The sequence below is a fragment of the Aquimarina macrocephali genome (assembly GCF_051627225.1).
Classification (GTDB): Bacteria; Bacteroidota; Bacteroidia; order Flavobacteriales; family Flavobacteriaceae; genus Aquimarina; species Aquimarina macrocephali.
This window is the reverse complement of the sequence record NZ_CP151795.1, coordinates 3,537,908-3,562,571: the sequence shown is the minus strand read 5'-3', so window position 1 is coordinate 3,562,571 and position 24,664 is coordinate 3,537,908. Positions and strand designations below refer to the sequence as shown.

Sequence of the window (24,664 nt, the reverse complement as noted above, 5' to 3'; positions counted from 1 at the left end):
AATTGATACGTTTTTTTTATAACTCGTTACTAGCAATTTCTTTTAGCTTATCCTCTACCTGCATCAAGTATATTTCATTATATACTTCTTTATAAGGATCAGAAGCCTTGTATCCTTGTTTGATTAGTTTTTTTGATTGTTCTATTGCCAATATTGCTTCTTCTTTATTGTCCATTTCTAATAAAGCAAGTCCCTTATAGTAATATCCCATAGAAGATTTATCATATAGCTTGATCGCCATATCAAAATCGGCAATAGCTTCTTTGTACATTTTTTGATGCGTATAACTAATTCCTCTATATACGTAGGCAGATACTTTTACATAATCTCCTTCTTCTTCTATTGCATTCGTAAATTCTAGTATTGCGTCTTCATGTCTTTCTAACGCTTGTAACACTTCTCCTTTTAATGAATTAACATTCTCTCCCCAGGCATAATCCGTCTTATCCGGAGTATAGTCATCATATTGATTAAGGTATCGTAAGGCTCGATCATAATCTTTATACAAATCTGTCATTAGCCAAGATGTGTAGTATAGCGTTTCTTTTGGATCAAGTTCCATTGCTTTTTCAAGTAAAGGAATAGCGATATGATAATCTCCTATCTTACTATTTGCAATTGATTTTTCGATGTAATAATCTGCAATATCAGGGTTTAGAGTAATTAATGTATCTAAATATGCCTGTTCATTTATCGCTCCTTGAAAAGACCATTTCTTTTCATACTCCAAACGTTTAGTTTCTTCGGACTTTTGTTCTTCTGTCCATTCTGAATAGTCTACAACTTTCCCCTCTCGACAAGAATACATCAAACTGATAAGACAAACATTAAGGATATATACGAATAATCTTTCCATTTTTAATTCTAAAACTTAAGTAAATATAGGTATCTATGTCTTTGTCACTTTTTGGTTTCCTACCTGGTACCCAATCCTGTAAGCCTTTTGTAATTTCAAGAATCTGATTAGCTACTTCTGCTGAAAACTCCTTATGTTGGTAATTAGTATCAAATGCCTGTGTTTCATACATCCCAGCCTTTCCTTCGCAATTAACTACAAATCGAACCTGAAATATCCCCGATTCTGTATTCCCATCGGGCTCCTTATAGTTCTCTTTAAAAATCTTTCTTATATGATAAAGACCTCCTTTATATGCTGTTCCCTGATAATAATATCTATCTCCAGGAAAATTCTTGTTAATGTACTGATTACAAAGCTGAAATGATACTGGTTTCATCTCGGTATCTGATCTTCGAACAGGTGTGTATTGTATTTTTTTAAACTCTCCATCCCTAAAACCAAAAGTATAGATACCATCTTCATCATATGAAAGTACTTGTTCCCAAAACTGATAATTCTGATCACATGCTAATTGATTTCCTTTTTTGATAAGAAATAAAGCATTCTGAAAAGTAATGAATTCATAACAATAAGTATAATACTCATAACTATTGGCATTTATGAATTGTAATTTTTTTTCTTCTTTACTAAATCTAAAAATCCCAGTTTCTTCATTTATTTTCCAATCTTTGGATGACAAAAAGTCTTCAAACTCCTGAACATTAATAGCCTTTGCAGCAATCAAACGATGTGCTTCGATTTTATCAAGAAAATTTAACTGATCATTTTTTATATGAAATTTACGAACAGGGTAAGAAGTCGTATCTAGTGTAATAGAATCCTTAGAAAATTGTATACTGTTTTTAAAGAATATAGTACCGCTCAATTTTTTGAAGTGAAGCGTATCCTTTTTAAATTCCAGCACATAATTACTAGGCAAATAAAAATCCCTATCATATTTAAATGCTCCTCCTATCCAAGTCCCCTGAATCGAGTTTTCATCAATAGGTAATATTTCTTTTTGCTTACATGAGTTTAGACCAATAATAAATATTCCTAAAAGGAGATATATTATTTTGTCTTGGTATTTCATATTTAGCTATTATCTTCTGCTATAGTTAGGTGCTTCTTTGGTAATAGTTACATCATGTGGGTGACTTTCATTAATACCACTAGCAGTAATCTTCACGAAACGACCATTTTCCTGTAGTGTAGAAATATCTTTTGCTCCGCAATATCCCATACCAGCACGTAATCCTCCTATAAATTGATGTATACTCTCTACAAGATCTCCTTTATAGGCTACTCTACCTACTATACCTTCTGGAACCAGTTTTTTAATATCGTCTTCAACATCCTGAAAATATCGATCTTTAGAACCTTTCTTCATAGCTTCTACAGACCCCATACCTCTATAGGTTTTAAATTTTCTTCCTTCGTAAATCACTGTTTCTCCCGGAGATTCTTTCGTTCCTGCAAGAAGTGAACCTAACATAACTGTATCTGCTCCTGCAGCTATAGCTTTTGGAATATCTCCCGTATATCTAATACCTCCATCTGCAATCACAGGAACTCCAGATCCTTTTATCGCATTAGCTACTTCTAATACTGCAGAAAACTGGGGAAATCCTACACCTGCTACTACTCTTGTAGTGCATATAGATCCAGGACCAATTCCTACTTTAACTGCATCAGCACCTGCTTCTACCAAATATTTTGCAGCTTCTCCAGTCGCAATATTCCCTACAACTACTTCTAATTCTGGGAACTTTGCTTTTACTTCTTTTAATACTGCAACTACACCTTTGGTATGCCCATGTGCTGTATCAATAACTACAGCATCTACTCCAGATTTCACTAAAGCTTCTGCTCGTTCAATAGCATCCCCGGTAACTCCTATTGCCGCTGCTACACGCAAACGTCCTAACTTATCTTTATTTGCATTTGGTTTTAAAGTCAGTTTAGTAATATCTCTAAAAGTAATCAAACCAACTAATGTATTCTCTTTATCTATTACAGGTAATTTTTCGATCTTATTATTTTGCAAAATTACTTCTGCTTGCTGTAATGATGTTCCTTCTCCTACTGTAACCAGGTTTTTACTAGTCATTACTTCGGATATAGGTCGTTGATCATTTTTCTCAAAACGAAGATCTCTATTGGTAACAATACCAATCAATTTATAATGATCATCTACAATTGGAATCCCACCAATGCTATGCTCTCGCATATTGTTTTTGGCATCAATCACCTTAGCATCCAGAGGTAATGTTACCGGATCGATAATCATACCGCTTTCTGCACGTTTTACTTTGCGTACTTTAATTGCCTGTTCTTCGATAGTCATGTTTTTATGTAACACTCCTATCCCACCTTCTTGAGCCATAGCAATAGCCATACGACTTTCTGTAACAGTATCCATTGCTGCAGAAACGATAGGAACATTAAGTATAATATTTTTTGTAAACTTAGTCCTGATACTCACCTCTCTGGGTAGAACTTCAGAAAAAGCAGGGACTAGAAGAACATCGTCATAGGTTAAACCTTCTCCAACGATTTTGGATTCATGTGCTGTCATCGCAATTAAAATTTAATTGCGTGCAAATGTACGTCTTTTTTAAGGAATATTAACCCTATACCTTTTTATTTTGATAATCAAGATCACTTATACTACCGGTTTACTTTAATAAGCAGTATACAGAGTAATCTACAAAATGTTAAAGTACTAGTATTTTTATAGCAATTGTTAATTATTTATTAACAAAATGAATTTTATTAACATAATTTTAGTAATTATACAGTATATTTATTTTGTTAGGTTTTTTTGATATCAAGTATATCAAAACTATCTACAGCCCCAAAAAGAATTATTGTATGAGAACTATGCTAACCCTGGCATTGATATTTTTATATATCAATATTGCCAATGCTCAATTTACTGATGCCCCATTTACCAATTCAACATTTACGAATTCTAGTCAGATAGAATTTAAACCAGAGAAAACTTTATTTAGTAAAAGAATCATACCCGTAGCGTTAATTGCTACTGGTATTCTTTTATCTACAACCAGCTTTGAGAAATCATTTCAGAAAGATCTTAGAAATATGGTCGGTGATGATTTTTATTTTGGCATGGATGATTACACCAGATATACTCCCGTTGTAGAAATGTATGCTGCCGATATTTTAGGAGCAAAGTCAAAAAGTCATTGGTTTGACCAAACCAAAAATCTTATTCTTTCATCTCTCATAAGTAATGGTGCATCTTCATTATTAAAGAGAGAGGTTCACAAATACAGACCGGGAGGTTCTACAAATGCTAATTCTTTTCCATCGGGGCATACTACTACAGCATTTACTACAGCCACGGTATTATATGAAGAGTTTAAAAACACCAATCCTCTTTTAGCATATAGTGGTTACTTTTTTGCTATTACTACAGGAAGTTTAAGAATGCTTAATAATATGCATTACCTCTCTGATGTTTTGGTTGGAGCTGGTATAGGAATATTGTCTGTAAAACTGGTATACCATTTTAATCATCTTATCTCCTGGAATCCTTTCAAAAAAATGGATGGAATAGCTTTTGCTCCACAATTCAGTGAAAAATCTGTAGGGTTTTATCTTTCGAGAACTTTCTAAGATAAGAGAAGTTCTTATAAAAAATGTAAAGATTCTAAAAAAACAAATTCCACATTGTTTTAATAAGTCAAAATAGTATATAAAATGTATCATTAGTATGCACTTTGGTCTTAATTATTACATCATACAATTATGGATGATCCATCCAACAAGGGGTAATATCCCCTACTCAGAATCCGTGTTTTCCCTCTATTTTGATAACACCTAATACACTACTTTTGAATAAACAAAACAGTCTAACTCATATTTCAAAATTTATAAAAATGATTGTTTCACACAAAGTAGAAAGTTATAGTCTTCAAATTGTTAGTAATTATGCTGGCGGTGGCGGTTACCAAATGGGGTTCGTATACCTTTATGGACAAAGTCAAGAATATGTAGGGCATTTAGCTATTATTAAAGACGAAAAGACATTACCCGAAAACAAACAACATGGTAATGGCACTATAGTACTCTATTTTTATGAAACAGAATTACAATCTATTCTTGAAACCCTTAGAAGCGAAAGTCCTGTATCAATTAAATTTAATACTAGTTCTAAATGGGGATCAATCGAAACAGGCAAAGAAACAGTAGGAAATGGGGAGCTTGCTGCTTAGTACCCAAAAGATCTGAAAAAACAAAGTACCATTACTCTCAATTAACACATGGGCCAACCAGAAATGAGAGTTCTAAAAAATACAAATTGTGAAGAATGTAATTGGTTCGCAATCTGGTGACAGTGGAAGTGTGTTAAATTAAATGGAATCTACAATTTTTCAGGTCTTTTGGATACTTTATCTTCTAATAACGGATAGGTTCTTTTCTAAAAAAAATGTTATACATAAAACCATTCTATTTATTCCAATATAAATTTAGAGATACAATTTCTTAATCAATTGGTTATATTTACAAAAATCATTTTAATTTATAACCATGATACATCAAAGTGAGTTCTTTTGATGCTCTGTTTTTTATAATATTTCATGATATATAATCAGTATTCTTAATGCAAACAACATTGATATTCTGATATAGTAAATACAACCTAATCTTACACTCTGTAGAATGAAAACACAAACTACAAACTACCGCATAATCACAATTATGTTAACTTTAATTCTATGTGGATGGTTATTACATTATAATATAGAAACTACTAACACTAGAGAAGAACATGAGGCATTTTTGAATAACACCTATCAAAAAGCACATGTAACACAAGGAGAGTTAAACAGTAAGAAGCCTGACAGACCAGATTTTGCTGCACTTCACGAATATCTTACGACTCTAGATCCTGCAACAAAAAATGTTCCCAAAGAACGTTTATTAAAGTCATATCAATTTACCAAAGCACAAGCACTTAAAAGTAAATTATTAAAGAAAAATAGTAGTGATCAAATACAATGGGAAAATATCCCTGCTAATATATCAGGTAGAATTCGAAAAATAGTTTTTGATCCTTCAGACGTAACACATAAGAAAATATGGGGTGGATCGGTTACTGGTGGGCTATGGTATAATAATGATATCACAAATCCGGAATCTTCCTGGAAAAATGCATCTGGTTTTTTTGAAAATCTAGCGGTAGGTGCTATTGCTTTTGATCCCGACAACAGTAATATCATGTATGTAGGAACAGGAGAATCCTATACTGCAGTAAATATCTACCGAGAATCTTCTGGTCGGGGTACAGGTATATGGAAATCTATAGACCATGGTGAAACTTGGCAGCTTTTATCATCAAGCACTGATTTTGCTTATATAAATGATATTCTGGTTAGAAATGAAGCAGGTACAAATGTACTCTATGCCGCAGTTGCTTCGGGAACCTATAAAGGAGCTCCACATGGGTCTAATAGTACTAATGGGTTGTATCGATCAATAGATGGTGGTACCAATTGGATACAAGTGCTTCCTAATATAGTAGGAGATACTACACCATATGCTCCATCAGACATACAAGAAGTTGATGGAGGAAAGCTTCTCGTCGGTACAATGCGAAATGTAGATGAAAATGGAGCAGGCGTTATACTTAGTTCTTTAAATGGAACTGATTGGACTATTGATGATTCTTTTGCAACAAGCAGATTTGATCCCTTAAGTGATCTTTACCCAGGTAGAATAAAATTTGCAGTTGCTCCCTCTAATCCAAAGAGAGTTTATGCTATTATAAGTGGAGGATTCAAATTTCCATCTGGGTTTATTAGAGATTCTAGTAGCTTCAGTATCCTTTTACAATCTTTTGATGCCGGTAGCACATGGTCAGAATTTGCGGGTCCAAGTAGAGATTTAGGCTGGGGAAGCTGGGGAACGCTTACCTGGCATGCCATGGCTATAGGAGTAGATGCCAATGATGAAAACACTATCATAATTGGCGGTTTAAATAGTTTTAAATTAACAGGAACTGATACTGCTGATACTACAGATGCTAGTGCATTACGCTGGCAATCGATTTCTTACTGGGTAGCTAATCGTCATGATTTTCCAGAATATGTTCATGCAGATCAACACACAATTATGTACAGGCCAGGTTCTTCTGATGAAGTTCTTATTTCTACAGATGGAGGTGTATTTTATTCTAATAATATTACTACTTCTAATGTAGCCGAATTCGGCAACTTTTTAAATGTATTTCCTTCCTTTTTTGAAGTAAATAAAGGCTTGAATACTATTCAATACTATACCGTTGGTATTCATCCTGGAAAAGGAACTGATTTTTATTTTGGAGGAACACAGGATAATGGCACACTACGATATGATGGTAATCCTATTGATGTGACCGATATGGTGAGTGGAGGAGATGGTGTATTTGCATTTGTTGATAAAAACGAACCTAATATCATGATCACTTCTGTGTATCATAATCAATATTTTATTTCTAAGGATGCCGGTAAAAATACTACCTACGTTGGGCCATTGAGTGGTACTTTTATCAATGCCACCGATTATAACTCTCGAACTAATACCATTTTTGCAAATGCTATGGGGCTTGGCGGTGCGATTACCTCTACAGACAACCAACATATTGATGAGTTACTAAGAGTAGAAATAAAAAGTGATACTATACTTTCAAAATTTACACCGCTAAACACAGGGTCGACTGTGCCCTATTCTAGTATAAAGGTATCACCATATAATAAAACAAGAACTTCGACATTGTTTATTGGTACTCAATCTGGTAAATTATTTAAAGTAACAAATGCACAGAGTGATATCCCTACTGCTACAGAGATCGGCAACAACTCATTCCCTCCTGCTACTATATCCAGTATTGATATCGGTGAATCGGAAGAGGAAATTTTGATTACTTTTTCTAATTATGGTATTAGTTCGGTTTGGTATAGTGATAATGGAGGGTCTTCATGGACTGAAAAAGAAGGCAATTTACCCGATATGCCAGTACGATGGGGACTGTTTAATCCTTTTAATCGATCACAAGTGTTGTTGGCTACAGAAATCGGAGTATGGGCTACAGATGATATAAAATCAAGTGGTGTAGAATGGTTTCCAAAAAATGAAACCCTTGCTAATGTAAGAACAGATATGATTGCCATACGAGAATCAGATGCAAAAATTGTAGCAGCTACTCATGGTCGGGGAATGTTTGAAGCAACGTTAAATGTAAAAGACAATCCAACTAGTCCTCCTATTGTAGAGAAGGAGATTTTTTCTATTTACCCTAATCCAACTCAAAACACATTTACAATTAGCTCAATACAAAAAAATATTGTTGTATATCAAGGTGAAATTTTCACGGTTGGTGGTAGACTTGTAGAGAAGTTTACATACACTTCTGGTGAGGAAGAGAATATTGACATTAGTCGTTATAGACCTGGGATTTATCTTATAAACATTGAAGGAAATGATGGTTCACAAATTGTAACTAAAATGGTAAAACAGTAGAATTGATTTTTACAGTAACGGGTATTGCATTGGTTCTTATTTCATTATCCTCTTCTGTCCTTTTTTTCATAAAAACAAAAAAACGGAGTAAGTACTTAAACTTACTCCGTTTTCAAAAATGGTTTACGTTTAGTTATATAAAATGCAATTATAACTAAGCAACAAATATAGTTTTTTATCAGGAAATCATATAAAAATACGACCTAAGGAAGAAATAGTAAGTGTAATTAAGCTTTATTATATAGGCTATAAACACATTACATTAGTATATATTTCTATATTTCATCGAGCAAGAAGTGTTGTTGAGAGAAAATAATAGCCCAATACCCATAATTTAACGATATTACAATCTATTTTATCCTGTTTGGGATATACCAAAATGCATCTACATTAATATGACAACTTCTGTATTTTTTAAAAATCGAACCATAAAGCATATTGTTTTTTGGATTCTTTATTTATTAATATGGGTCCTAATGGATGTAATGTATGGTGCTTCTTTGATAAAAGCTTCTTATAAATACTTAGGTTGTTTATTAGAAATCCCTTTTTATTACTTACATATGTATTACTTGTGGCCTAAGTATATTAGTACTAAACGCTATGTATATTATTTTCTGGCTTTTATTCCACTTCTTATTATAAACGCATTACTTGTAAAGCTTTTTCAATATTACTATGTTTACCCTGTTTTATTAGAAATACCAAAACTTCCTTCCGATTATTTTTCTTTTCCCAGAATACTAGATTTTGCAAGAGCAATATTATTATGGTTTGGTCCTCCTACTGCTATTAAGATTTTACAGGATTACTACGAAAACAAGATCAACTTAGAAAAAATAAAAAAAGAACAAAAGATCAGTGAGCTAAATTTTCTTAGATCTCAGATGAATCCTCATTTCCTTTTTAATACATTAAACAATCTGTATTCATTATCATTAAAAGGTTCAAAAAAAACTCCAGAAGCCCTATTACAGCTATCAAACCTATTATCCTATACCTTATATGAGGGCAGTGAAGACAAAATTTCTTTAGAAAAGGAAATACATCACTTGCATGATTATATTGAATTAGAGAAGTTACGTTTTGGGAATCGTTTGAATCTACAGATGGAAATTACAGGTAATTTTAGCGGTGTGATGATTACTCCTCTTATTCTAATTCCTATAGTCGAAAATGCTTTTAAACATTGTTCTTTAAATGAAAGAGGAGATGTGGATATACAAATAAAAGTGGCAGTTAACAATGGTGAATTACACATCAGCACTGTTAATCCTGTAGGAAATTCTGTAAAAGAAGGTAATAAAAACGGAATAGGTGTTCAAAATTTATCTAAAAGATTACAGATTATTTATCCTCAAAAACATACCTTTAGGTTAGAAGAACGTGCGCATAAGTTTTATGTCGACCTAAGTATACAACTAGATAATTGATGAGTACTATAAAATGTATTATTGTAGATGATGAGCCATTAGCTCAGGATGTTATTTCTGATTACATCAGCAGGTTAGATTTTTTATCCGAAGTTGGAAAATTTGATGATGCTTTATCTGCTATTGAATTTTTGAATACTGAAACAATCGATCTTATTTTTCTAGATATACAAATGCCTATGCTAAATGGGATCAATTTTTTAAAAGCCATCTCTTCTCCTCCTAAGATTATTTTTACTACAGCACATCGCCATTATGCTGTTGATGGCTTTGAGCTTAATGCTGTTGATTATCTAATAAAACCAATTCCTTTTTATCGTTTTGTTCAGGCTATTGAGAAAATAAGAACACATACAGATCAACCCATAAAAATTCCAGAAACTTCTCCTGGTGCTGCTTTTTTTAAGGTAGATAACAAAAAAATAAAGGTGTACTACACCGATATTCTTCTAATTGAAAGCTTAAAAGATTATATCAAAGTAGTACTAAAAGACAGGTTTTTTGTTACTTATCAAACCCTTTCGGGAATGTTAGAACTATTACCATCGTCTCAGTTTGTGCAGGTTCACAAATCTTTTATAGTAAACTTTCACTATATAAGTGTTATACAAGGAAATGTATTAGAAATAAACGATCATACCATTCCGATGGGAAGAAGTTATAGAGATCAGGCTTTGGAAAAAATATACCTGACCGGAAAAAAGGTATGGAAATAAACCTGTCATCTACTACAAATAGTACATATGATCACATTTTAGCTTTAAAATTGTTTAAGTTCTTCTGGTACAATTTTACTTGTTTATCTTTTCTATGTTTTGCAATAGCTACGGCTGCTTCATAATATTTTAGTGCCTGCTTGTTTTGTCCATTTTGTGCTAAAACTTCAGCATAGCTATCTTGTGCATTCGGAGAATCAGGAAAAAGGATTGATCCCGCTCTTAGAATTGCCAAGGCAGCTTTTATATTCTTTTCCAGATAATTATATCCCATATCGTTAATCATAAAACTCTCCATATGCCCTCTTTTTAATATCAATTGTAGAAGTTCACAAACAGTTTTTTCGTCTTGTTCTGTATACTCTGTTTTTTCTAAAACCTTTTCTAGTTGTCTAAAAGGTTTTTCTCTATATTTTGATGCACTTACCTCGGCTATTTTTTTTGCCTTTTCAAGCGCATCATTAGCAGAAGATTTAACATCGGGTATCACTCCAACACCTTCCCAATTTGTATTTGTTACTGGGTTGATTGATCGTGCAATTGGAACAATAAGTCTATATCCCAATGGTAATCTTATGAAATTTACAGGATGCGCACCGCCACCGGTGTTTTCTCCTACAATTGTAGCTCTTTTTCTCGCTTGTAGGTCATATGCAAAAGCTTCGGATGCAGAAAAGGTTCTGCTATTGGTTAATATAAATAAAGGAACATCCAGTCTTTGCATACCTTTTACGGGTACTGTACTATAGTTTTCCATACTATCTGTTCTTCTTGTGTATACACTAGTTAATGGTAGGTTTTCAGGAAGAAAATAACTACTTAAATTAATTCCAACAGGACCATTACCACCACCATTTCCTCTCAAATCTATAATTATAGCATCTGCAGTGGATAAATATTTCATTAGTGGATCTACTTTTATAGTGTCTTCTACTCTAAATCCTTTTAGGTGAACATATCCCACATTTCCTTCAAAAAAATTAACCTCTCCAAATCCTCCCATACGAAAACGTTCTATATTTTGTAAATGTCTGGGAATAAAACTCAAGGGGTTACTTTGAGCACTATTTCTTGGTCTAGGCGGGGCGATATTAAGATGTTTATCATTTGTGATTTTTTGCATCTCTTTTGTCAATGCTTTTGCAAAATCCTCTGGCTTTTTAAAGGTATCAAAATACTTCTCTTCCATTAATTTATCCAGATGTTTATTTACTTCCTGTGCCTTATCCAGAAAAACATAGTTTTTGATCATTAACCCTTCTATTCTTTTTATGACATCAGTATTTGATTGCGCTAAAAGAAGCATTGGTGTTAAGGCAATCAGGATAAATATTGATATTTTATTTTTCATTATTTTAATCTGTATTATAATGTACCGTAGGTATGATTTTTATTTATTTTAATTTGGATATCGATCTACATTCTTATACTGCCAAAGTAAATTTATGATTTGCCATTGGTTATTTGTTTTTACTAAATGTAAATACTCTACCCAATTGTCTGAAATCAATTTAACAGTAGCCATACGGTTATAGATATCTAGTATTTTTATTTCATTACTTGGTTTAGGTGGAAACTTGGTTCCAGACTTATTCCATGATTTTGCAAACTCTATCATCTGTTCATAACTGGTTTCTCTAATCACTTCTTTTTGTTTTTCTCGGTCAAAACCCATCGTTCTCTTTGCTAAATCTTCATGAAACACTTCTTTCATAAGATCAGGTTTTAATTCTTGTAGTGCTATTAAATACCCTAACGCTCTTTCCTTGATCTCTATAGTATCTTTTTTACTTACCGCACTAGCCATTCTTACATGAGTAACAGAAGGAAAATCTCGTTCGTGCGTCAGTTCATTGTTTTCGTCAAACATTGCTCCTTTTATGAGGTATCCCTTATCATCAAATTCTTGGCTGTTCGCTGCAAAATTCCACTGATTTTTAGTTAATTCTCCTTTTGCATTGTGATAAGAATATCTAACATGATTTCCTTTTTCATCATAAGTATCTTCATAAGAGGCCACTCCTATTGAGTTTTCTTGAACTTCTAACTTCTCATTAAGATTATAATTAGCTTTTGGAGACCCGTCTTTTCTATATAAAATTCCTGTTATCCCAAATTCAAAATATGGTGAAATATTAACAGGAGTATTTTGTAAATCATATCTCTTTTCAACTATTAATTTTTTGTTTTTTGACCACCTATAATTCGCAATTTTCCAATTAGATTCCATAGGGTTACCATTCAGATCATAGAAATCCAGCGCATTTATAAATCCTTTTTTATCATATTGATATACTTCTTTATACACTTCGCGATCATTGATCATTCGATTTCCTTTCTTATCAAAAAAAACACGGGTCTCTACCCCATTAGTGTAATCAAAAACTGTCCTATAGGCCCCTATTGTTGCTAAGGGGTGTTTTCGCTGATCATGATAGTGATAGTTAATAATCTCTGTCAACTGTTTTTTTTCATTATACTTAAACACATAATGAGAAGTACGTTGAGCTTCTTGATGATTTATTTCATGAATTCCTTTTATCTTTACATGTGGCGATACATGATTATACCTCATGTGTCTAAAATATTGTTCTGTAACAGCGTGCTGAGCATTAGATTTAGGAAAGTGCAATACTGCTAATAGCAAAAATGAAGTTATTAAAAGGAGGTTGTTTTTCAGTATGTTTTTCATAAATATATTTTTTAGTGTTTCTATATATTGACACTTCTTAATTTGTTTGATCAATACACCTTATCTAACCAATGTATTAGATTAAGTAACAGTTGATAATTTTCAGCAGCTTCTGCAGAATTCATCCCAACCTTAACTCTATCTCTACCGGCAATTTGCGCAGTAAACATGGCTGCTTCTCCAAATACAGCTATCCTACCTTTTCCATATTCTAAAACAGCTCCTTGTGATAAATTTTCTGCAGAGATTCTAGGTGTGTTTTCATTAAAAACCCACATCGTATCTGTTATAAATACAGTATATTCTTTTTTTAAATTCAAAATTGAAGTAGCTTTTTCTGGTGTTTTAAATCCTTGACCGGTAAAGGTCCTTATGCGATTTATCCGCTCTTTAATATTTCTACCATTTGTTATCATATTATGACTGAGCATTTTATTTTTTCTGGAAAAATCAAAAATGCCTTTATCATCTGGATCCATTACAAAGCCGTCATAAAATGTAAAACCAAATGCTTTTGCAAGATTCGCAGAGGCACCAGCAAAAGGCATATGATCAGCAATCAAAAAAAGAGAACCACCATTTTTAACCCATTCTTTTACATTATTTATCTCATTTTTTGAAAAGGCACTTTCTGTAGGTGCTACAAAAGGAGGTCTGCTGTTTTCTGATAAAGCATTAGAAATTACTAATATCTTAAGATCATTTAATTTATCTTTTTCGAATTTTCCTTCAAAACCAGCAACTTTATAACCGTCCTTTGCTACTAATTTTGCAAAAGGCAAAAACCTGTTGTCCTTTGTATGAAAATTGCGATGTCCTTGATCTATATGTATCGTAGTACCAGATTTTTTTGGATACATTTTTACTGTTACTTCAGGACTATAAATTGTATCTGGTATTTGTTGAGAAAATAAATGGCTTATAGTTAAAAGACTAATTATAAGCATGATTTTTCTGTTCATTGTTTTTTGATTTTTAACTGACAAAAAGGGTAAATTACTTTATGAGATCGTATGACACCTATTAGCAGTCATTAATTCTGTTCTATGCATCAAGGTAATACAATCATAATCTTGCAGTTAAATATTTTTGCTGAACGGTAAGATCATACCTCTATATTAAATATCTATCTCGACATTCTGCCAAAAGTTAAATATTTGTATTTCATCGAGAAGTAAATGTTGTTGAGAGAAGATAATGAACAACTTTATACCAAGATCAGGTATATCTTAGGTAAGTAATCCATCAAAATAAATAAGTTTACATTGTATATCTACTTAGCTTTTTAGTTGTTTTCCGTAGTCACAATCATCTGCTAACCCTTTTGAATAGCTGGTCTTTGTATTTAGATCCATGATAAGATATACTTTTTTCTTTATGAATATGGTTACATGCTCTTCTTGCCAATGTATTTTTATATCTTTCTTTTTAAGATTTTTAACATAACTGTATCGATTAGCATATAAGGCAGGCAATGGTGCATCTCTTCTTTCTAGGATATTTTTATGTGAATTTACACCAGAAAATTTTGGATCGATTACCGCACATAGAAAGCCATCAAAATCAATATCTTCTTTATCTGTGCTCAAGAGGTAAGCCCAAACAGCATAGGTTTCTTCTTCGATCATCAATGTTCTGCCGGAATTAGTATGTGTATCTGTCATAAAAATTTTAGCAGTACTCTTTTCTGGCTTCTTTTCTTTGGTGTTTACACTAAATAATCCATCAAAAATAGATAGTAATTCAATTTTCATTTACAAATTTTATTTTTGGGGCCCGCCGTAAGCTAGAGCTTAATATATTGGACGCAATCTCACCACAACGGGTAAGATGTAGAGTTTTTATTTTTACTTATTTCTTATTCATTTTCTGGCACTTTATTACACTAAGATATGCCTACATAGAGTACTAATTCTTAAACTATGAAACTGTAGTTGGTTACAAACCTATTTGGTAAGATTAAAAACTTCATTATCATACGTGTAATACTGCTAACATAAGTAATTATTTTTAAAGTTGTTTACGGTTTTCCACAACAACACCTAGGGGTTTTTTCCCCTGTTAAAGCCTCGTACTCCCTATCAATACTCAAAAAAAATTCGATAAAAAGATTCAAAAAAAAATGAAAAAAAATGGAAACAGAGACACATAAATCAAAATCAAGTACTTTTCACAGGTTTTTCTTATCATCCTGATAGTAAAAAACCACTTTATAGGAGGTCAAAAACTTCTTCCTATTCCAGAAAATAACATACTTTTTACTTTTTTTTCATCATAGATAATGTAAATCCTCCTAGCAATAGGATCACAATACCCATTATACCCCATAACCAGATCTTATTAGCAAACAAGGGTTCTGTTACAACAGCTTCTTCTTGGTCAATAGTCTGTTGTATTTCGGGAAGTAGCGTTGTCATCTCACTCGGGATTTTGGCAGATACATGATTAAGATCATACGAAGGTTTTTTCATTTTATCATTTCCATAAACAAGATAATATGTTCCTGGATTTGCAAAACGTGTAACAAGTTCGTGTTGATATCCTTTAACGATGACTTTATTAATTTTTAAAGGTTGATTATCATGATTATCGATCACTATTCTAAAGTTCTGAGCAATTGTACTCGTATTGGTAAATACATTATCTTCTATAGAATTAAGCACTCCCGAACCAAGCTCTCTATAACGGGGTTTCCAACTATCTTGCTTAGTTTGTATGCTATCTGCTATATATCGAATAGATATAGGACGATAATAATCAAAAGTCTCCTGTACTTCGAGACCAATATAGCTTACAGGGACTGGTACTTTAAGATTAACATCTATAATGGTATTTTTGGTCCCCTTAGGATTCTGGATATTTAGTCTTTCTATGTTATACTTCTTGTAGTTTGCTTCTTTAACTTCATATCTGGTTACACTAGCCGATTGTAAAACGGGTTTTTTAATACTTTTTATAAGTATCCTAAAATAGTGATACTGCGCATTAGGAAATCGTACTGTGGTGAATTGATAATCTGTAAGTTCATTTTTTATAGAAAGTATACGGTAGTCTTCCTTTATGGTATACCATTCTTTACGATCTTGAGTTCCTTCTAAAGTAATCAACCAATCAAAATTTGATTGCTCAAAGTCTAGATGAATTTGATTAATTGATTGCTTAGTTGGAATCTCCATTGTAATATATGTCCCTTTCTCATTATATGAAGTATTTAAGATGGTAAAAGGTACTTTATTAAAGGATTTTTTTTCGGTTTTTAACCGTAAAAGATAAGGTGCTTCTATCGTGTCTTTCTTGTTTGTGATCCCAAAAACTCTAATATCTGATAGGTTTGGCGAAACCTTACTAAACATTTCATCGGGTAGACTAATTGCATGCCAGGTATCTGTTATCTCTGGCAATATATTTTTATAAGCATATTGATCCATCTGGGCATAGGTCCCAAAATAAACCAATAATGCCAGGAATATTATAATTTTCTTTTTCATGAGTTTAATTCTTTTTAATTATCTGCAAACAAATTAAGAACACATATAATCACTGCGTACTCACTTTAAAGATTTTAAACATATTCTTATTCTTTATGAAGAGATTTTTAAAACTAGTTACTATTTGTTTCATCTGCTATAATATGTTTGTATTTATTGTATAAAAATGAAATAATTAAAAGAAGCACTCCTAAAGCTAAGAATACAATAGTTTTGGCAATAGTTTCCATATGTGAAATATCATAAAAGAATAATTTTATAAGTGTAATTCCAAATACTATAATTGCTAAGATTCGTAGATATTTTTTTCTTTTCCATATTCCTAAAACAATGAGTAACAAAGCATAAATACCCCATAAAATACTCAATCCAAGTTTATATGTCTCTGTATACCCCGACAGGTCTAACCAATGTACTAATTCACTACTTACTATCCAGATTAATGTACAATGCAGTATAATTTCAAAAGCTATTTTAAAGGTTCTACCAAGAAATTTTTGTCGTACATATTTATAAAAAGTAAATAGTAAACCAGCCACGAATACAAAAGAAATGTATCGTATACCTATATTGGAAAAGGCTTCTGCACTAAATTCTGTTTCTTTTAATTCCAGATAATTAGCTCTAAACTCACTTAACAGGTATAATCCTCGAGTTAAAAACCCAAAAAGAGCAAACATCATAAAACCAAGAGTGATATATCCAAAAACGTTATTTTTGATTTTTTTGATATTTACAAAAGACAAAATAACCAGAAACAATAAACTATAATTAATGAGCCAAATGGCTTTAAAATTTCTGGTATCTGATAATACTGTATACTGCTCTGTACTATTGATATTTTGAGAAATATATTGGTGATCTATATCTTGATAAACCTGGTTCCAATAACTATCTATTTCTATCCAAAATGTAAAGTAAGTGGTACATATCAATAGTAATGCAAGACCTATGGTAAGCATTGTATACAACCAAGGTTGTTTTGGCCAGGGAAAAGATAGTTTCTCTTTACGATGTGTGATATAAATAAATGCAAAAGACACAATACACAATATTGATGTCATAAGATAAATATTAAACACCGGTATTAATTTGGTTTCTGGTAGTGTTGGGCTATATCGATAATACACTACGATCCAATCATGTAAAAGACTAAAAAAAGTTAAGGCCCACAATGGATACGAAAGTATTTCGTATATCGGTACTTTTTTGGTTCGCCCAATCCAAAATAACAATGCCGCTTCTCCTGCCCATAACAGTGTAACCCAATTTCCATCTAGTTGTACAGGAAATGCAATTGTAATAAAAATCAAAACCATACCTGACACAAAATAAAACAGGTTACGATCAGCTAGTTTTAATCTATGCACAATAACGCTAACTACAAAATGAATCACTGCATTCGCCAATGTAAATACACCTAATAAATCCTTACCATATTCGTGATTGTTTAACATCGAAAATCCAATACCATAAAAGATAAATGAATTAGATAACTGTAGAATTACATCAATGGTTTTAAAGCTTTCTTTTTTTCTGAGTTTGTATACCAAAAACATAAGATAGAATGTGATAAAAAATACAGTAAGAAATATAAAGCCAAGAGTAAAATGTTCTTCTATAGTGTATTTACCTGCATACCATGACATAAAAATGATCCAGGTAAGCAAGAAAGACAAAAAATAAAGAGGTTTCCAGTATTTTTTGATGGCAATAATGAGAATACCTATATTAATAATCGCCATGTAACTAAATAAAACCAATACTCTACCCGATCCATCACTTAATAAAAAAGGAACCGCATATGCGCCTACGAGCCCGATATGAGCTATGATTTGTTTATTATACTGTATTGCTGCAAAAACAGTAAATGCCGTAAATAATAACATAAGAATAAATGTCGGAGTCTGCGGAATTAGTCCGTACAAATCATATGCTAAAAAGGTTATAAAATATAATATAGTCATAGCACCACTAACCAGTACAGCGCTAAAATTTTCATATTTTTTCTTTAGCTTCATTCCAATTCCTAAAAGCCCCAATCCTGTTAGATATCCCAGTATAATCCTAGTTAATGGCCCTATTAGATCATGTTCTATGGTATATTTTGCTCCAATAGCAACACCAATTATAATAATGATGATACCTATTTTATTGATTAGATTTTCTCCAATAAATTTTTCAAGGTTAGATTTCTTTTTTGGTATACTAGTTTTGGCAATAGTAGTTTTTTCTTCTTTTACTAATGCTGGTGATACATCCTCAGGTTTAACAGAAGAGGGTGTAGTTTTGGCACTTTCTTTTGTAATTTCTGCTATAGGTGAAACAGGGGTTGGGTTTTCTGTTTTTATATCTGGCTGCTTGGCTGAAGATATTTTTATCTTATATATTTCATCTTTAAGATCTTGTATTTGAGTTGAGAAATCTTGTTGTCTTTTCAGTAGAATTTCTAGCTTCTCCAAAAGCTGATGTATCTGATCTTGGTTGTTTCCCATATTACAATATTATTATATTTACCTAATACTAAGTATTCTTCAAAGCTTTTATAAATTAAGATACTACAAAATATAACAAGGTTACATTTAAAGCTATATCATCACCTCTAAGAGTAAATACCACTATCTAAATCAAAAATTCAAAACCTGTTTCTTTTCAAAACTAAATATGTAGCATACACATTTTGAATAGTAAACAAATATCTATGATACACTCAATTTATAGTACACTGTTTCCCGTGAAAAGTATTATTTATATTTCACATGGAATTACAGAATAAAAAACATTCATTCTGAAAAGGTAAAAAAGTTTTTCTAAAAAGGCACTATCTTAGGATATAATAGATGTTTGTTTTATTTCAAAATACGAGCAATTTTATCTTTTAGAAACTGTCTTTCTTGTTTAGACTGGGTAAGTTGTATTGCTTTTTGGTAGTATGATGATGCTGTACGATTATCTTCTAATCGCTGATAGATTTCACCCAAAGTTGCATGGTATAGATAATATTTTTCTAGTAACTTATTGTTCTTTACATTTTCGAGTGCTGTTAGTGCTTCTTTTGGGCCTCTGAGTTCTAGAATAACCAGACATCGATTTAAAAAAACGATAGGATCGTTAGCGATTTTTAATAAGAGTTCATAATACTCTAATATCATTTTCCAGTTCGTATCTGCATATTGCTTTGCGCAGCAATGTTGATATGCAATAGCAGCTTCGAGATGATATGTTGAGAGTTCGTCTCCAAAAGCAGCTTTGTTTAGATACTGTCCACCAGATTGAATGAGTTTTGCATCCCATGTTCTACGATCCTGTTCAGAAAGTAAAATAAGTCTTCCTTCTTCTGTTAGCCTACTATTAATTCTTGAAGCGTGAAAACACATTAATCCCATCAAAGCATATACCTCGGGTAATTGTGTACGTTTTTCTGATAACAGAGATTTACATAAAAGCATTGCCTGACTAATTAGATCTTTACGAATCAACTGATCGGCATGAGTAGAATTATAGCCTTCGTTAAACATGAGGTAGATGGCATTAAGAACAGTTTTAGTTCTTGGATTTATCTCATCAGAAGTCGGGATCACAGGGCGTATCTTGTGTTTTCTAAAATATTCTTTGGTTCGATACAACCTTTTAGAGATAGTATCTTCATTACTAAGAAAGGATCGCGCAACCTCTTTGGTACTAAATCCACATAACGCTTTAAGAATAAATGTAATTTGATTTTCTTGCGAGATATCGGGGTGACAGCATGCATACATCATTCCTAAGAAATCATCTTTAATATGCTGTTCCTGCCAATAGTTATCCATTGTAGTGGTTAGTGTATACCCCGAAGTTAGAAGTTGTTTTTCGGGATCAGAAAAATCGATAACACGACTATGTTTATTATGCCTGATAATATCTATCGCTTTGTTTTTAGCTGTACGATATAACCATGCTCTTGGGTTATCTGGCATTCCTCTAAATTTCCAGGTTTCCAGAGCTTTAACCAGAGCATCTTGCACCACGTCCTCGGCTAATTCTATATTTTCGATACCGAATATTTTAATCAATACAGAAACCATCTTTCCTGACTCTTGTCTAAAAAGATGGTTTAATGTATGATCTATGTGATCTCTATTTTCCAAAAAGTTATTCCATTGGACTTATTTCTCGTACTTCGACGCTGCATCCATATTCAAAACCTGGACAATCCTTAGCTATTTGTGCTGCATGGTCCAGAGAGTTTGCTTTAATTAACAAGTATCCACCAACCAGTTCTTTACCTTCTGCTAATGGACGATCGGTTACCTTTTTACCACCTTCGGTTAATGTTTTGGCTTCGTTCATTAATGGTTGACCACCAACAAGTTGTTCTGATTTCTCCAAACCACCCATCCATTGTTGCCAATGTTGCATATGTTGCTGCATCTCTTCTGGTGATCGGTTAGCATCATGTCCGCCACGGATAATATACATAAACTCTTTCATTACTATATCTTTTTAATATTCTATTATCTTAATCCTCTGGCCATACTTCTCTTACTTCTACATAAGAATTCCATTGCAATCCAGGGCATCCTTTTGCCATTTCGGTAGCATCTTCTATTTTATCTGCTTTTATGATCAAATATCCACCTACTAACTCTTTACCTTCTGTTAGAGGTCTATCGGTTACTTTGGTTCCTCCGGGATGAATTGTATTTCCGTATGAAAATAATCGTTCGCCTCCAACGAATTTTTCTTGCTGGGCCATTTCGCCAATCCATTGTTGCCATTCCTGCATATGCATTTGCTGTTCTTCTGGAGATTTAGAATCCCATACGTTATCATCTCCTCTAAAAAGAAACATAAATTCTTTCATTTGTCTGTTTTTTTAAGTGATTATTTATTTTTTACACTACTATGACGAACGCTTTTTTGATTTTTGGACAAACAACATGATATTTTTTAATAAAATACTCTAAAAGAGTATAACAAGGTGATATTTGTAGCTTGATATTGTATTGTTTCTCGGCAATTAAACTTATCTATTCGTTGACGGAATTTACGAATAATCCTCAAAAAAATAACGAGTATATTTTCATATACTCGTTACCGTTTATAAAGTTTTGTGATGTATTGTTGTTTCAAAAAACACTCATATTGAGCTATCTCTTATTTTTTTAGAGATTTATTATACCACTCTCTCTTTTTATTTATATATAAAAAAAGAGCATTTTCTGTGGCTTCATAATATATACATTCTGAACTACCGATACACACTTCACGTTTTTTTGTATCTACAGACCACGTATTTTGTGTTGTCTTTGTTTTAGACTTTTCTACTACTGTTTTATCTGATTTGAATATGATAATTGTTTCTGGGTCATCTTTTTTAACCCATTCTCCTATCAATTCTGTCCCTGAAGTAACCTGATCAATTACAGTTTCTTTGGACTCTAATATCTGATCTTGTTGTACAGGCTTAGTCTTAAAACCCATTAACGTTACAGCTAAAATAACAATTGTAAAAATTACGGATATAGATTGGGGTCTTTTCATAATTTAAATTTTTAATAAAATAAGGATATAAATTTAATGTTTTTTTGGTAATATATAGTTTTGATATTTTTTAAATGCTCAAAAGTTGATAAAATCATCAATTCTTTTACTCTATCAGCAAATTTTATACCATTACTATATTATTATTCTTTAAATCTGGCATAATGAAGTTTCATTTCATTCATGGTAATCTCTAGCATATCTTCTCTTAGCACATATTCTAAACACATTTCTGTGCCTCCTTCTACCGATGTAGCTTTTAAGCATAGCTTGCTGTCTTTTAATAACCAGTATCTTTTTAAGGGTTCTCCTAAGGATTTTTCTATGACAGTTCCATCTGATCTCAATTCTATATAAGTATTAGGATCACCATCCATTACCCATTTTCCTATTAATTCTTTTGGGCCTCCCTGATATATACCACTAGCATTTTCTTTTTCACCAACAGTCTTATGATGTTCAGGGCTATTTTTAAAGCTGCTCAATGTTAGCATTGCTATACTAACTATAGTAAGAATTAATTTGGATTGCATAATTTGGGCATTTAGGTAGGCTAAATTTAACGTTTTTTTTGGTTTTATCCCTAATACTATGTTATTAAATATCTTTCTTTATACATGATAAATGCAATACAATTCATTCAAAACAATACAATTTACCAGAACTCCTATTCTAATTTTACTATCATTCGGGTTCTTATCATCGAGATATCTTTAAAAATTTTACACATATTCTGTTTATCAGTTTTTAAGTTGAGAATTTCAAATATCATTTTAAGAAATTAATTGAGGTAGGGTATTATACTATATAAACGTTCTATTATAAAAACGCCCGTAACTTATCTATTAACGTAAATGGCAAAAGGGGAACACTATTCGTATGTGTTCCCCTTTTTAATTTTAGAAATTTCTAAAAATTACATTCTTTCTATTTTACATATAAAACAACCAGCTTCAGCATTTCTAGCATGTAAATACGTTATATCGCTGTGGTTATTAAATATTTCTGGAATCAAAAGATCTACATCATCATCCCCTACCAATTTTGTAAATATCATATTTTGTTTCTTATCATACCCAATCAGTGATAAAGGAAAATTTTGTTTATCTGCTTTGATTTCTGGTGGAAATTGATGGCTATTCTTATAAGGTTCGACTTCTTTTTTGTGAACAAAAATTGGACCTGGTTGATTAAATGCATTTTTAATTTCAAAAGGACTATGACTAATCAATAATCGGGTATCTTTTCCCGGGTCAAACTTTTTTAAGGAAATACGACAAGGCCCATAACCTGTAGCAATTTGTTCAACAATTGGGTAGCCAAAATAATCTACTCTTGTTTCTTTGATTCCTGATACATATTCTTTTGTTAATGGGACAATTCTAAATTTTTGCATATTCTTATTTTATAATTTAGTCCAGATTATACCATAGAAAATTCATTACATAATTCTGATTTAACAAAAGTGATCAGAATCTAAAAAGCAAAACACCCGAATCTTGCTTAGTTATGAATTAATTTTTGCTGCTTCCCAGCCAATTATAGCTGTTTTGCGTGTATTGCCCCAATGGTATTGTCCTAAATCACCTGTAGATTGGATTACCCGATGACAAGGGATTAAAAATGCAACAGGATTACTACCTATAGCGGTTCCTACAGCTCTGGATGCTTTAGGTTTATGAATGTGATTGGCAATGGATCCATATGTTGTTAACCCACCCTTCGGGATCTTGAGTAATGTTTCCCAAACTTTTAATTGAAAATCAGTTCCTTTAAGGTGTAATTTTATTTGATTCAGTTTTTTCCAATCTTTTGTAAAAATAAATAAAGCATTTTGCTGAGGTCTATCTACTATTTGAGTAAATTTTGCTTTTGGAAAACGTTTTTGTAATGTTGTAAATGCATGTTCGTCATCTGCAAATGTCATATGACAAATACCTTTTGAAGTAGAAGCCACCAGCATTTTACCAAATGGGCTTTCGGCATAGCTATAATTGATATCAAGGTTTTGACCCCCATTTTTGTATTCTCCAGGTGTCATTCCTTCTATTTTTATAAAAAGATCATGTAACCTTCCTGTTCCAGAAAGTCCAGTCTCATATGCCGCATCAAACAAAGTGGTTTGTTGATCTTTTAAAATGTTTTTTGCATATTCTAGACTGGTATACTGCAAAAACTTTTTGGGGCTCACCCCTACCCAATCTGTAAAGAGTCTTTGAAAATGAAAAGGGCTGATATGTACCTTTTCTGCAATCTCATCCAGATTAGGTTGATCTTTAAAATTTTGCTTAATATACGTTATCGCCTCTGCAATACGATTGTAATGAAACTGATTTTGTTCACTTATCTCCATAATACTTTAATTTTAAAAACAGTATAAAAGTATTTAACTCAAGGTATTTTTAAAACCCAGAACTTGCTTATTTCAATACAGAGTAAAAATAATA

Annotated in this window: 21 protein-coding genes; 5 read left to right on the top strand and 16 right to left on the bottom strand. The window is 32.2% G+C overall.

Annotation, left to right across the window (positions count from 1 at the left end; translation table 11 throughout):
- Positions 1-16: 16 nt before the first annotated feature.
- From AAFU52_RS15415 to guaB, 3 genes are read right to left on the bottom strand one after another with little or no spacing between them, the layout of a single operon-like run.
- Positions 17-856, bottom strand: a complete 840-nt coding sequence (locus tag AAFU52_RS15415) for a tetratricopeptide repeat protein (protein ID WP_438422504.1) — start codon at positions 854-856, stop codon at positions 17-19.
- Entirely contained in the window at positions 828-1,931 is a 1,104-nt protein-coding gene (locus tag AAFU52_RS15410) for a hypothetical protein (RefSeq protein ID WP_438422502.1), read from the bottom strand. Before AAFU52_RS15410 ends, AAFU52_RS15415 begins: the two co-directional genes overlap by 29 nt.
- 9 nt (positions 1,932-1,940) lie before the next feature.
- On the bottom strand, positions 1,941-3,416 hold the full coding sequence (guaB, locus tag AAFU52_RS15405) for an IMP dehydrogenase (RefSeq protein WP_024768766.1): 1,476 nt from the start codon (positions 3,414-3,416) through the stop codon (positions 1,941-1,943).
- Positions 3,417-3,712: 296 nt separating this feature from the next.
- Here guaB and AAFU52_RS15400 point away from each other — a divergent pair, with 296 nt between their 5' ends.
- From AAFU52_RS15400 to AAFU52_RS15380, 5 genes are all read left to right on the top strand, one after another.
- Positions 3,713-4,480 (top strand): phosphatase PAP2 family protein, encoded by a 768-nt coding sequence (locus AAFU52_RS15400; RefSeq protein WP_438422499.1) that lies wholly within the window; start codon positions 3,713-3,715, stop codon positions 4,478-4,480.
- 263 nt (positions 4,481-4,743) lie between these two features.
- Entirely contained in the window at positions 4,744-5,079 is a 336-nt protein-coding gene (locus AAFU52_RS15395) for a hypothetical protein (protein ID WP_438422498.1), read from the top strand.
- A gap of 487 nt (positions 5,080-5,566) precedes the next feature.
- The gene (locus AAFU52_RS15390) at positions 5,567-8,365 is read left to right on the top strand and encodes a T9SS type A sorting domain-containing protein (protein ID WP_438422497.1); all 2,799 of its coding nucleotides are present in this window, start codon (positions 5,567-5,569) and stop codon (positions 8,363-8,365) included.
- A gap of 476 nt (positions 8,366-8,841) precedes the next feature.
- Positions 8,842-9,798, top strand: a complete 957-nt coding sequence (locus AAFU52_RS15385; RefSeq protein ID WP_438422496.1) for a sensor histidine kinase — start codon at positions 8,842-8,844, stop codon at positions 9,796-9,798.
- Positions 9,798-10,514, top strand: coding sequence for a LytR/AlgR family response regulator transcription factor (locus AAFU52_RS15380; RefSeq protein ID WP_438422495.1), 717 nt, complete (start codon positions 9,798-9,800; stop codon positions 10,512-10,514). Before AAFU52_RS15385 ends, AAFU52_RS15380 begins: the two co-directional genes overlap by 1 nt.
- A 31-nt stretch (positions 10,515-10,545) precedes the next feature.
- On the opposite strand, the gene AAFU52_RS15375 is transcribed toward AAFU52_RS15380, so the two are convergent.
- The 13 genes from AAFU52_RS15375 to AAFU52_RS15315 all read right to left on the bottom strand — a co-directional run bounded on the left by AAFU52_RS15375 (position 10,546) and on the right by AAFU52_RS15315 (position 24,570).
- Positions 10,546-11,865, bottom strand: a complete 1,320-nt coding sequence (locus AAFU52_RS15375; protein WP_438422494.1) for a S41 family peptidase — start codon at positions 11,863-11,865, stop codon at positions 10,546-10,548.
- Positions 11,866-11,913: 48 nt separating this feature from the next.
- Positions 11,914-13,206: a nuclear transport factor 2 family protein gene (locus AAFU52_RS15370; RefSeq protein WP_438422493.1), complete on the bottom strand. Its 1,293-nt coding sequence runs from the start codon at positions 13,204-13,206 to the stop codon at positions 11,914-11,916.
- A gap of 50 nt (positions 13,207-13,256) precedes the next feature.
- Positions 13,257-14,168 (bottom strand): hypothetical protein, encoded by a 912-nt coding sequence (locus tag AAFU52_RS15365; RefSeq protein WP_438422492.1) that lies wholly within the window; start codon positions 14,166-14,168, stop codon positions 13,257-13,259.
- A gap of 315 nt (positions 14,169-14,483) precedes the next feature.
- Complete coding sequence (locus AAFU52_RS15360) at positions 14,484-14,960, bottom strand: hypothetical protein (protein ID WP_438422491.1); 477 nt, start codon at positions 14,958-14,960, stop codon at positions 14,484-14,486.
- Positions 14,961-15,464: 504 nt separating this feature from the next.
- On the bottom strand, positions 15,465-16,694 hold the full coding sequence (locus AAFU52_RS15355; protein WP_438422490.1) for a DUF3999 family protein: 1,230 nt from the start codon (positions 16,692-16,694) through the stop codon (positions 15,465-15,467).
- 113 nt (positions 16,695-16,807) lie between these two features.
- Positions 16,808-19,189: a DUF2339 domain-containing protein gene (locus AAFU52_RS15350; RefSeq protein ID WP_438422488.1), complete on the bottom strand. Its 2,382-nt coding sequence runs from the start codon at positions 19,187-19,189 to the stop codon at positions 16,808-16,810.
- Positions 19,190-19,543: 354 nt separating this feature from the next.
- On the bottom strand, positions 19,544-20,821 hold the full coding sequence (locus AAFU52_RS15345; protein WP_438422486.1) for an RNA polymerase sigma factor: 1,278 nt from the start codon (positions 20,819-20,821) through the stop codon (positions 19,544-19,546).
- A 4-nt stretch (positions 20,822-20,825) separates the two neighbouring features.
- A complete protein-coding gene (locus AAFU52_RS15340) occupies positions 20,826-21,152 on the bottom strand; it encodes a YciI family protein (RefSeq protein ID WP_241461385.1) in 327 nt (108 codons plus the stop codon).
- Positions 21,153-21,192: 40 nt separating this feature from the next.
- Positions 21,193-21,537, bottom strand: coding sequence for a YciI family protein (locus AAFU52_RS15335; RefSeq protein WP_438422485.1), 345 nt, complete (start codon positions 21,535-21,537; stop codon positions 21,193-21,195).
- Positions 21,538-21,830: 293 nt separating this feature from the next.
- Complete coding sequence (locus tag AAFU52_RS15330) at positions 21,831-22,217, bottom strand: hypothetical protein (protein WP_438422484.1); 387 nt, start codon at positions 22,215-22,217, stop codon at positions 21,831-21,833.
- 143 nt (positions 22,218-22,360) lie between these two features.
- Positions 22,361-22,750, bottom strand: coding sequence for a hypothetical protein (locus AAFU52_RS15325; protein ID WP_024768782.1), 390 nt, complete (start codon positions 22,748-22,750; stop codon positions 22,361-22,363).
- Between the two features lie 383 nt (positions 22,751-23,133).
- Positions 23,134-23,613 carry a DUF1203 domain-containing protein gene (locus tag AAFU52_RS15320; RefSeq protein WP_024768783.1) on the bottom strand — a complete coding sequence of 160 codons (480 nt, stop codon included), beginning with the start codon at positions 23,611-23,613 and terminating at the stop codon, positions 23,134-23,136.
- Positions 23,614-23,724: 111 nt separating this feature from the next.
- Positions 23,725-24,570 (bottom strand): bifunctional helix-turn-helix domain-containing protein/methylated-DNA--[protein]-cysteine S-methyltransferase, encoded by an 846-nt coding sequence (locus AAFU52_RS15315; RefSeq protein ID WP_035090523.1) that lies wholly within the window; start codon positions 24,568-24,570, stop codon positions 23,725-23,727.
- Positions 24,571-24,664: the final 94 nt, after the last annotated feature.

Coding starts and splice junctions, on each gene's coding strand:
- AAFU52_RS15335 (WP_438422485.1), bottom strand. CDS start 21,537: ATGAAAGAATTTATGTTTCTTTTTAGAGGAGATGATAACGTATGGGAT.
- AAFU52_RS15340 (WP_241461385.1), bottom strand. CDS start 21,152: ATGTATATTATCCGTGGCGGACATGATGCTAACCGATCACCAGAAGAG.
- AAFU52_RS15410 (WP_438422502.1), bottom strand. CDS start 1,931: ATGAAATACCAAGACAAAATAATATATCTCCTTTTAGGAATATTTATT.
- AAFU52_RS15325 (WP_024768782.1), bottom strand. CDS start 22,750: ATGCAATCCAAATTAATTCTTACTATAGTTAGTATAGCAATGCTAACA.
- AAFU52_RS15320 (WP_024768783.1), bottom strand. CDS start 23,613: ATGCAAAAATTTAGAATTGTCCCATTAACAAAAGAATATGTATCAGGA.
- AAFU52_RS15330 (WP_438422484.1), bottom strand. CDS start 22,217: ATGAAAAGACCCCAATCTATATCCGTAATTTTTACAATTGTTATTTTA.
- AAFU52_RS15315 (WP_035090523.1), bottom strand. CDS start 24,570: ATGGAGATAAGTGAACAAAATCAGTTTCATTACAATCGTATTGCAGAG.
- AAFU52_RS15375 (WP_438422494.1), bottom strand. CDS start 11,865: ATGAAAAATAAAATATCAATATTTATCCTGATTGCCTTAACACCAATG.
- AAFU52_RS15400 (WP_438422499.1), top strand. CDS start 3,713: ATGAGAACTATGCTAACCCTGGCATTGATATTTTTATATATCAATATT.
- AAFU52_RS15390 (WP_438422497.1), top strand. CDS start 5,567: ATGTTAACTTTAATTCTATGTGGATGGTTATTACATTATAATATAGAA.
- AAFU52_RS15385 (WP_438422496.1), top strand. CDS start 8,842: ATGGATGTAATGTATGGTGCTTCTTTGATAAAAGCTTCTTATAAATAC.
- AAFU52_RS15415 (WP_438422504.1), bottom strand. CDS start 856: ATGGAAAGATTATTCGTATATATCCTTAATGTTTGTCTTATCAGTTTG.
- AAFU52_RS15395 (WP_438422498.1), top strand. CDS start 4,744: ATGATTGTTTCACACAAAGTAGAAAGTTATAGTCTTCAAATTGTTAGT.
- AAFU52_RS15380 (WP_438422495.1), top strand. CDS start 9,798: ATGAGTACTATAAAATGTATTATTGTAGATGATGAGCCATTAGCTCAG.
- AAFU52_RS15355 (WP_438422490.1), bottom strand. CDS start 16,694: ATGAAAAAGAAAATTATAATATTCCTGGCATTATTGGTTTATTTTGGG.
- AAFU52_RS15365 (WP_438422492.1), bottom strand. CDS start 14,168: ATGAACAGAAAAATCATGCTTATAATTAGTCTTTTAACTATAAGCCAT.
- guaB (WP_024768766.1), bottom strand. CDS start 3,416: ATGACAGCACATGAATCCAAAATCGTTGGAGAAGGTTTAACCTATGAC.
- AAFU52_RS15370 (WP_438422493.1), bottom strand. CDS start 13,206: ATGAAAAACATACTGAAAAACAACCTCCTTTTAATAACTTCATTTTTG.
- AAFU52_RS15360 (WP_438422491.1), bottom strand. CDS start 14,960: ATGAAAATTGAATTACTATCTATTTTTGATGGATTATTTAGTGTAAAC.
- AAFU52_RS15350 (WP_438422488.1), bottom strand. CDS start 19,189: ATGGGAAACAACCAAGATCAGATACATCAGCTTTTGGAGAAGCTAGAA.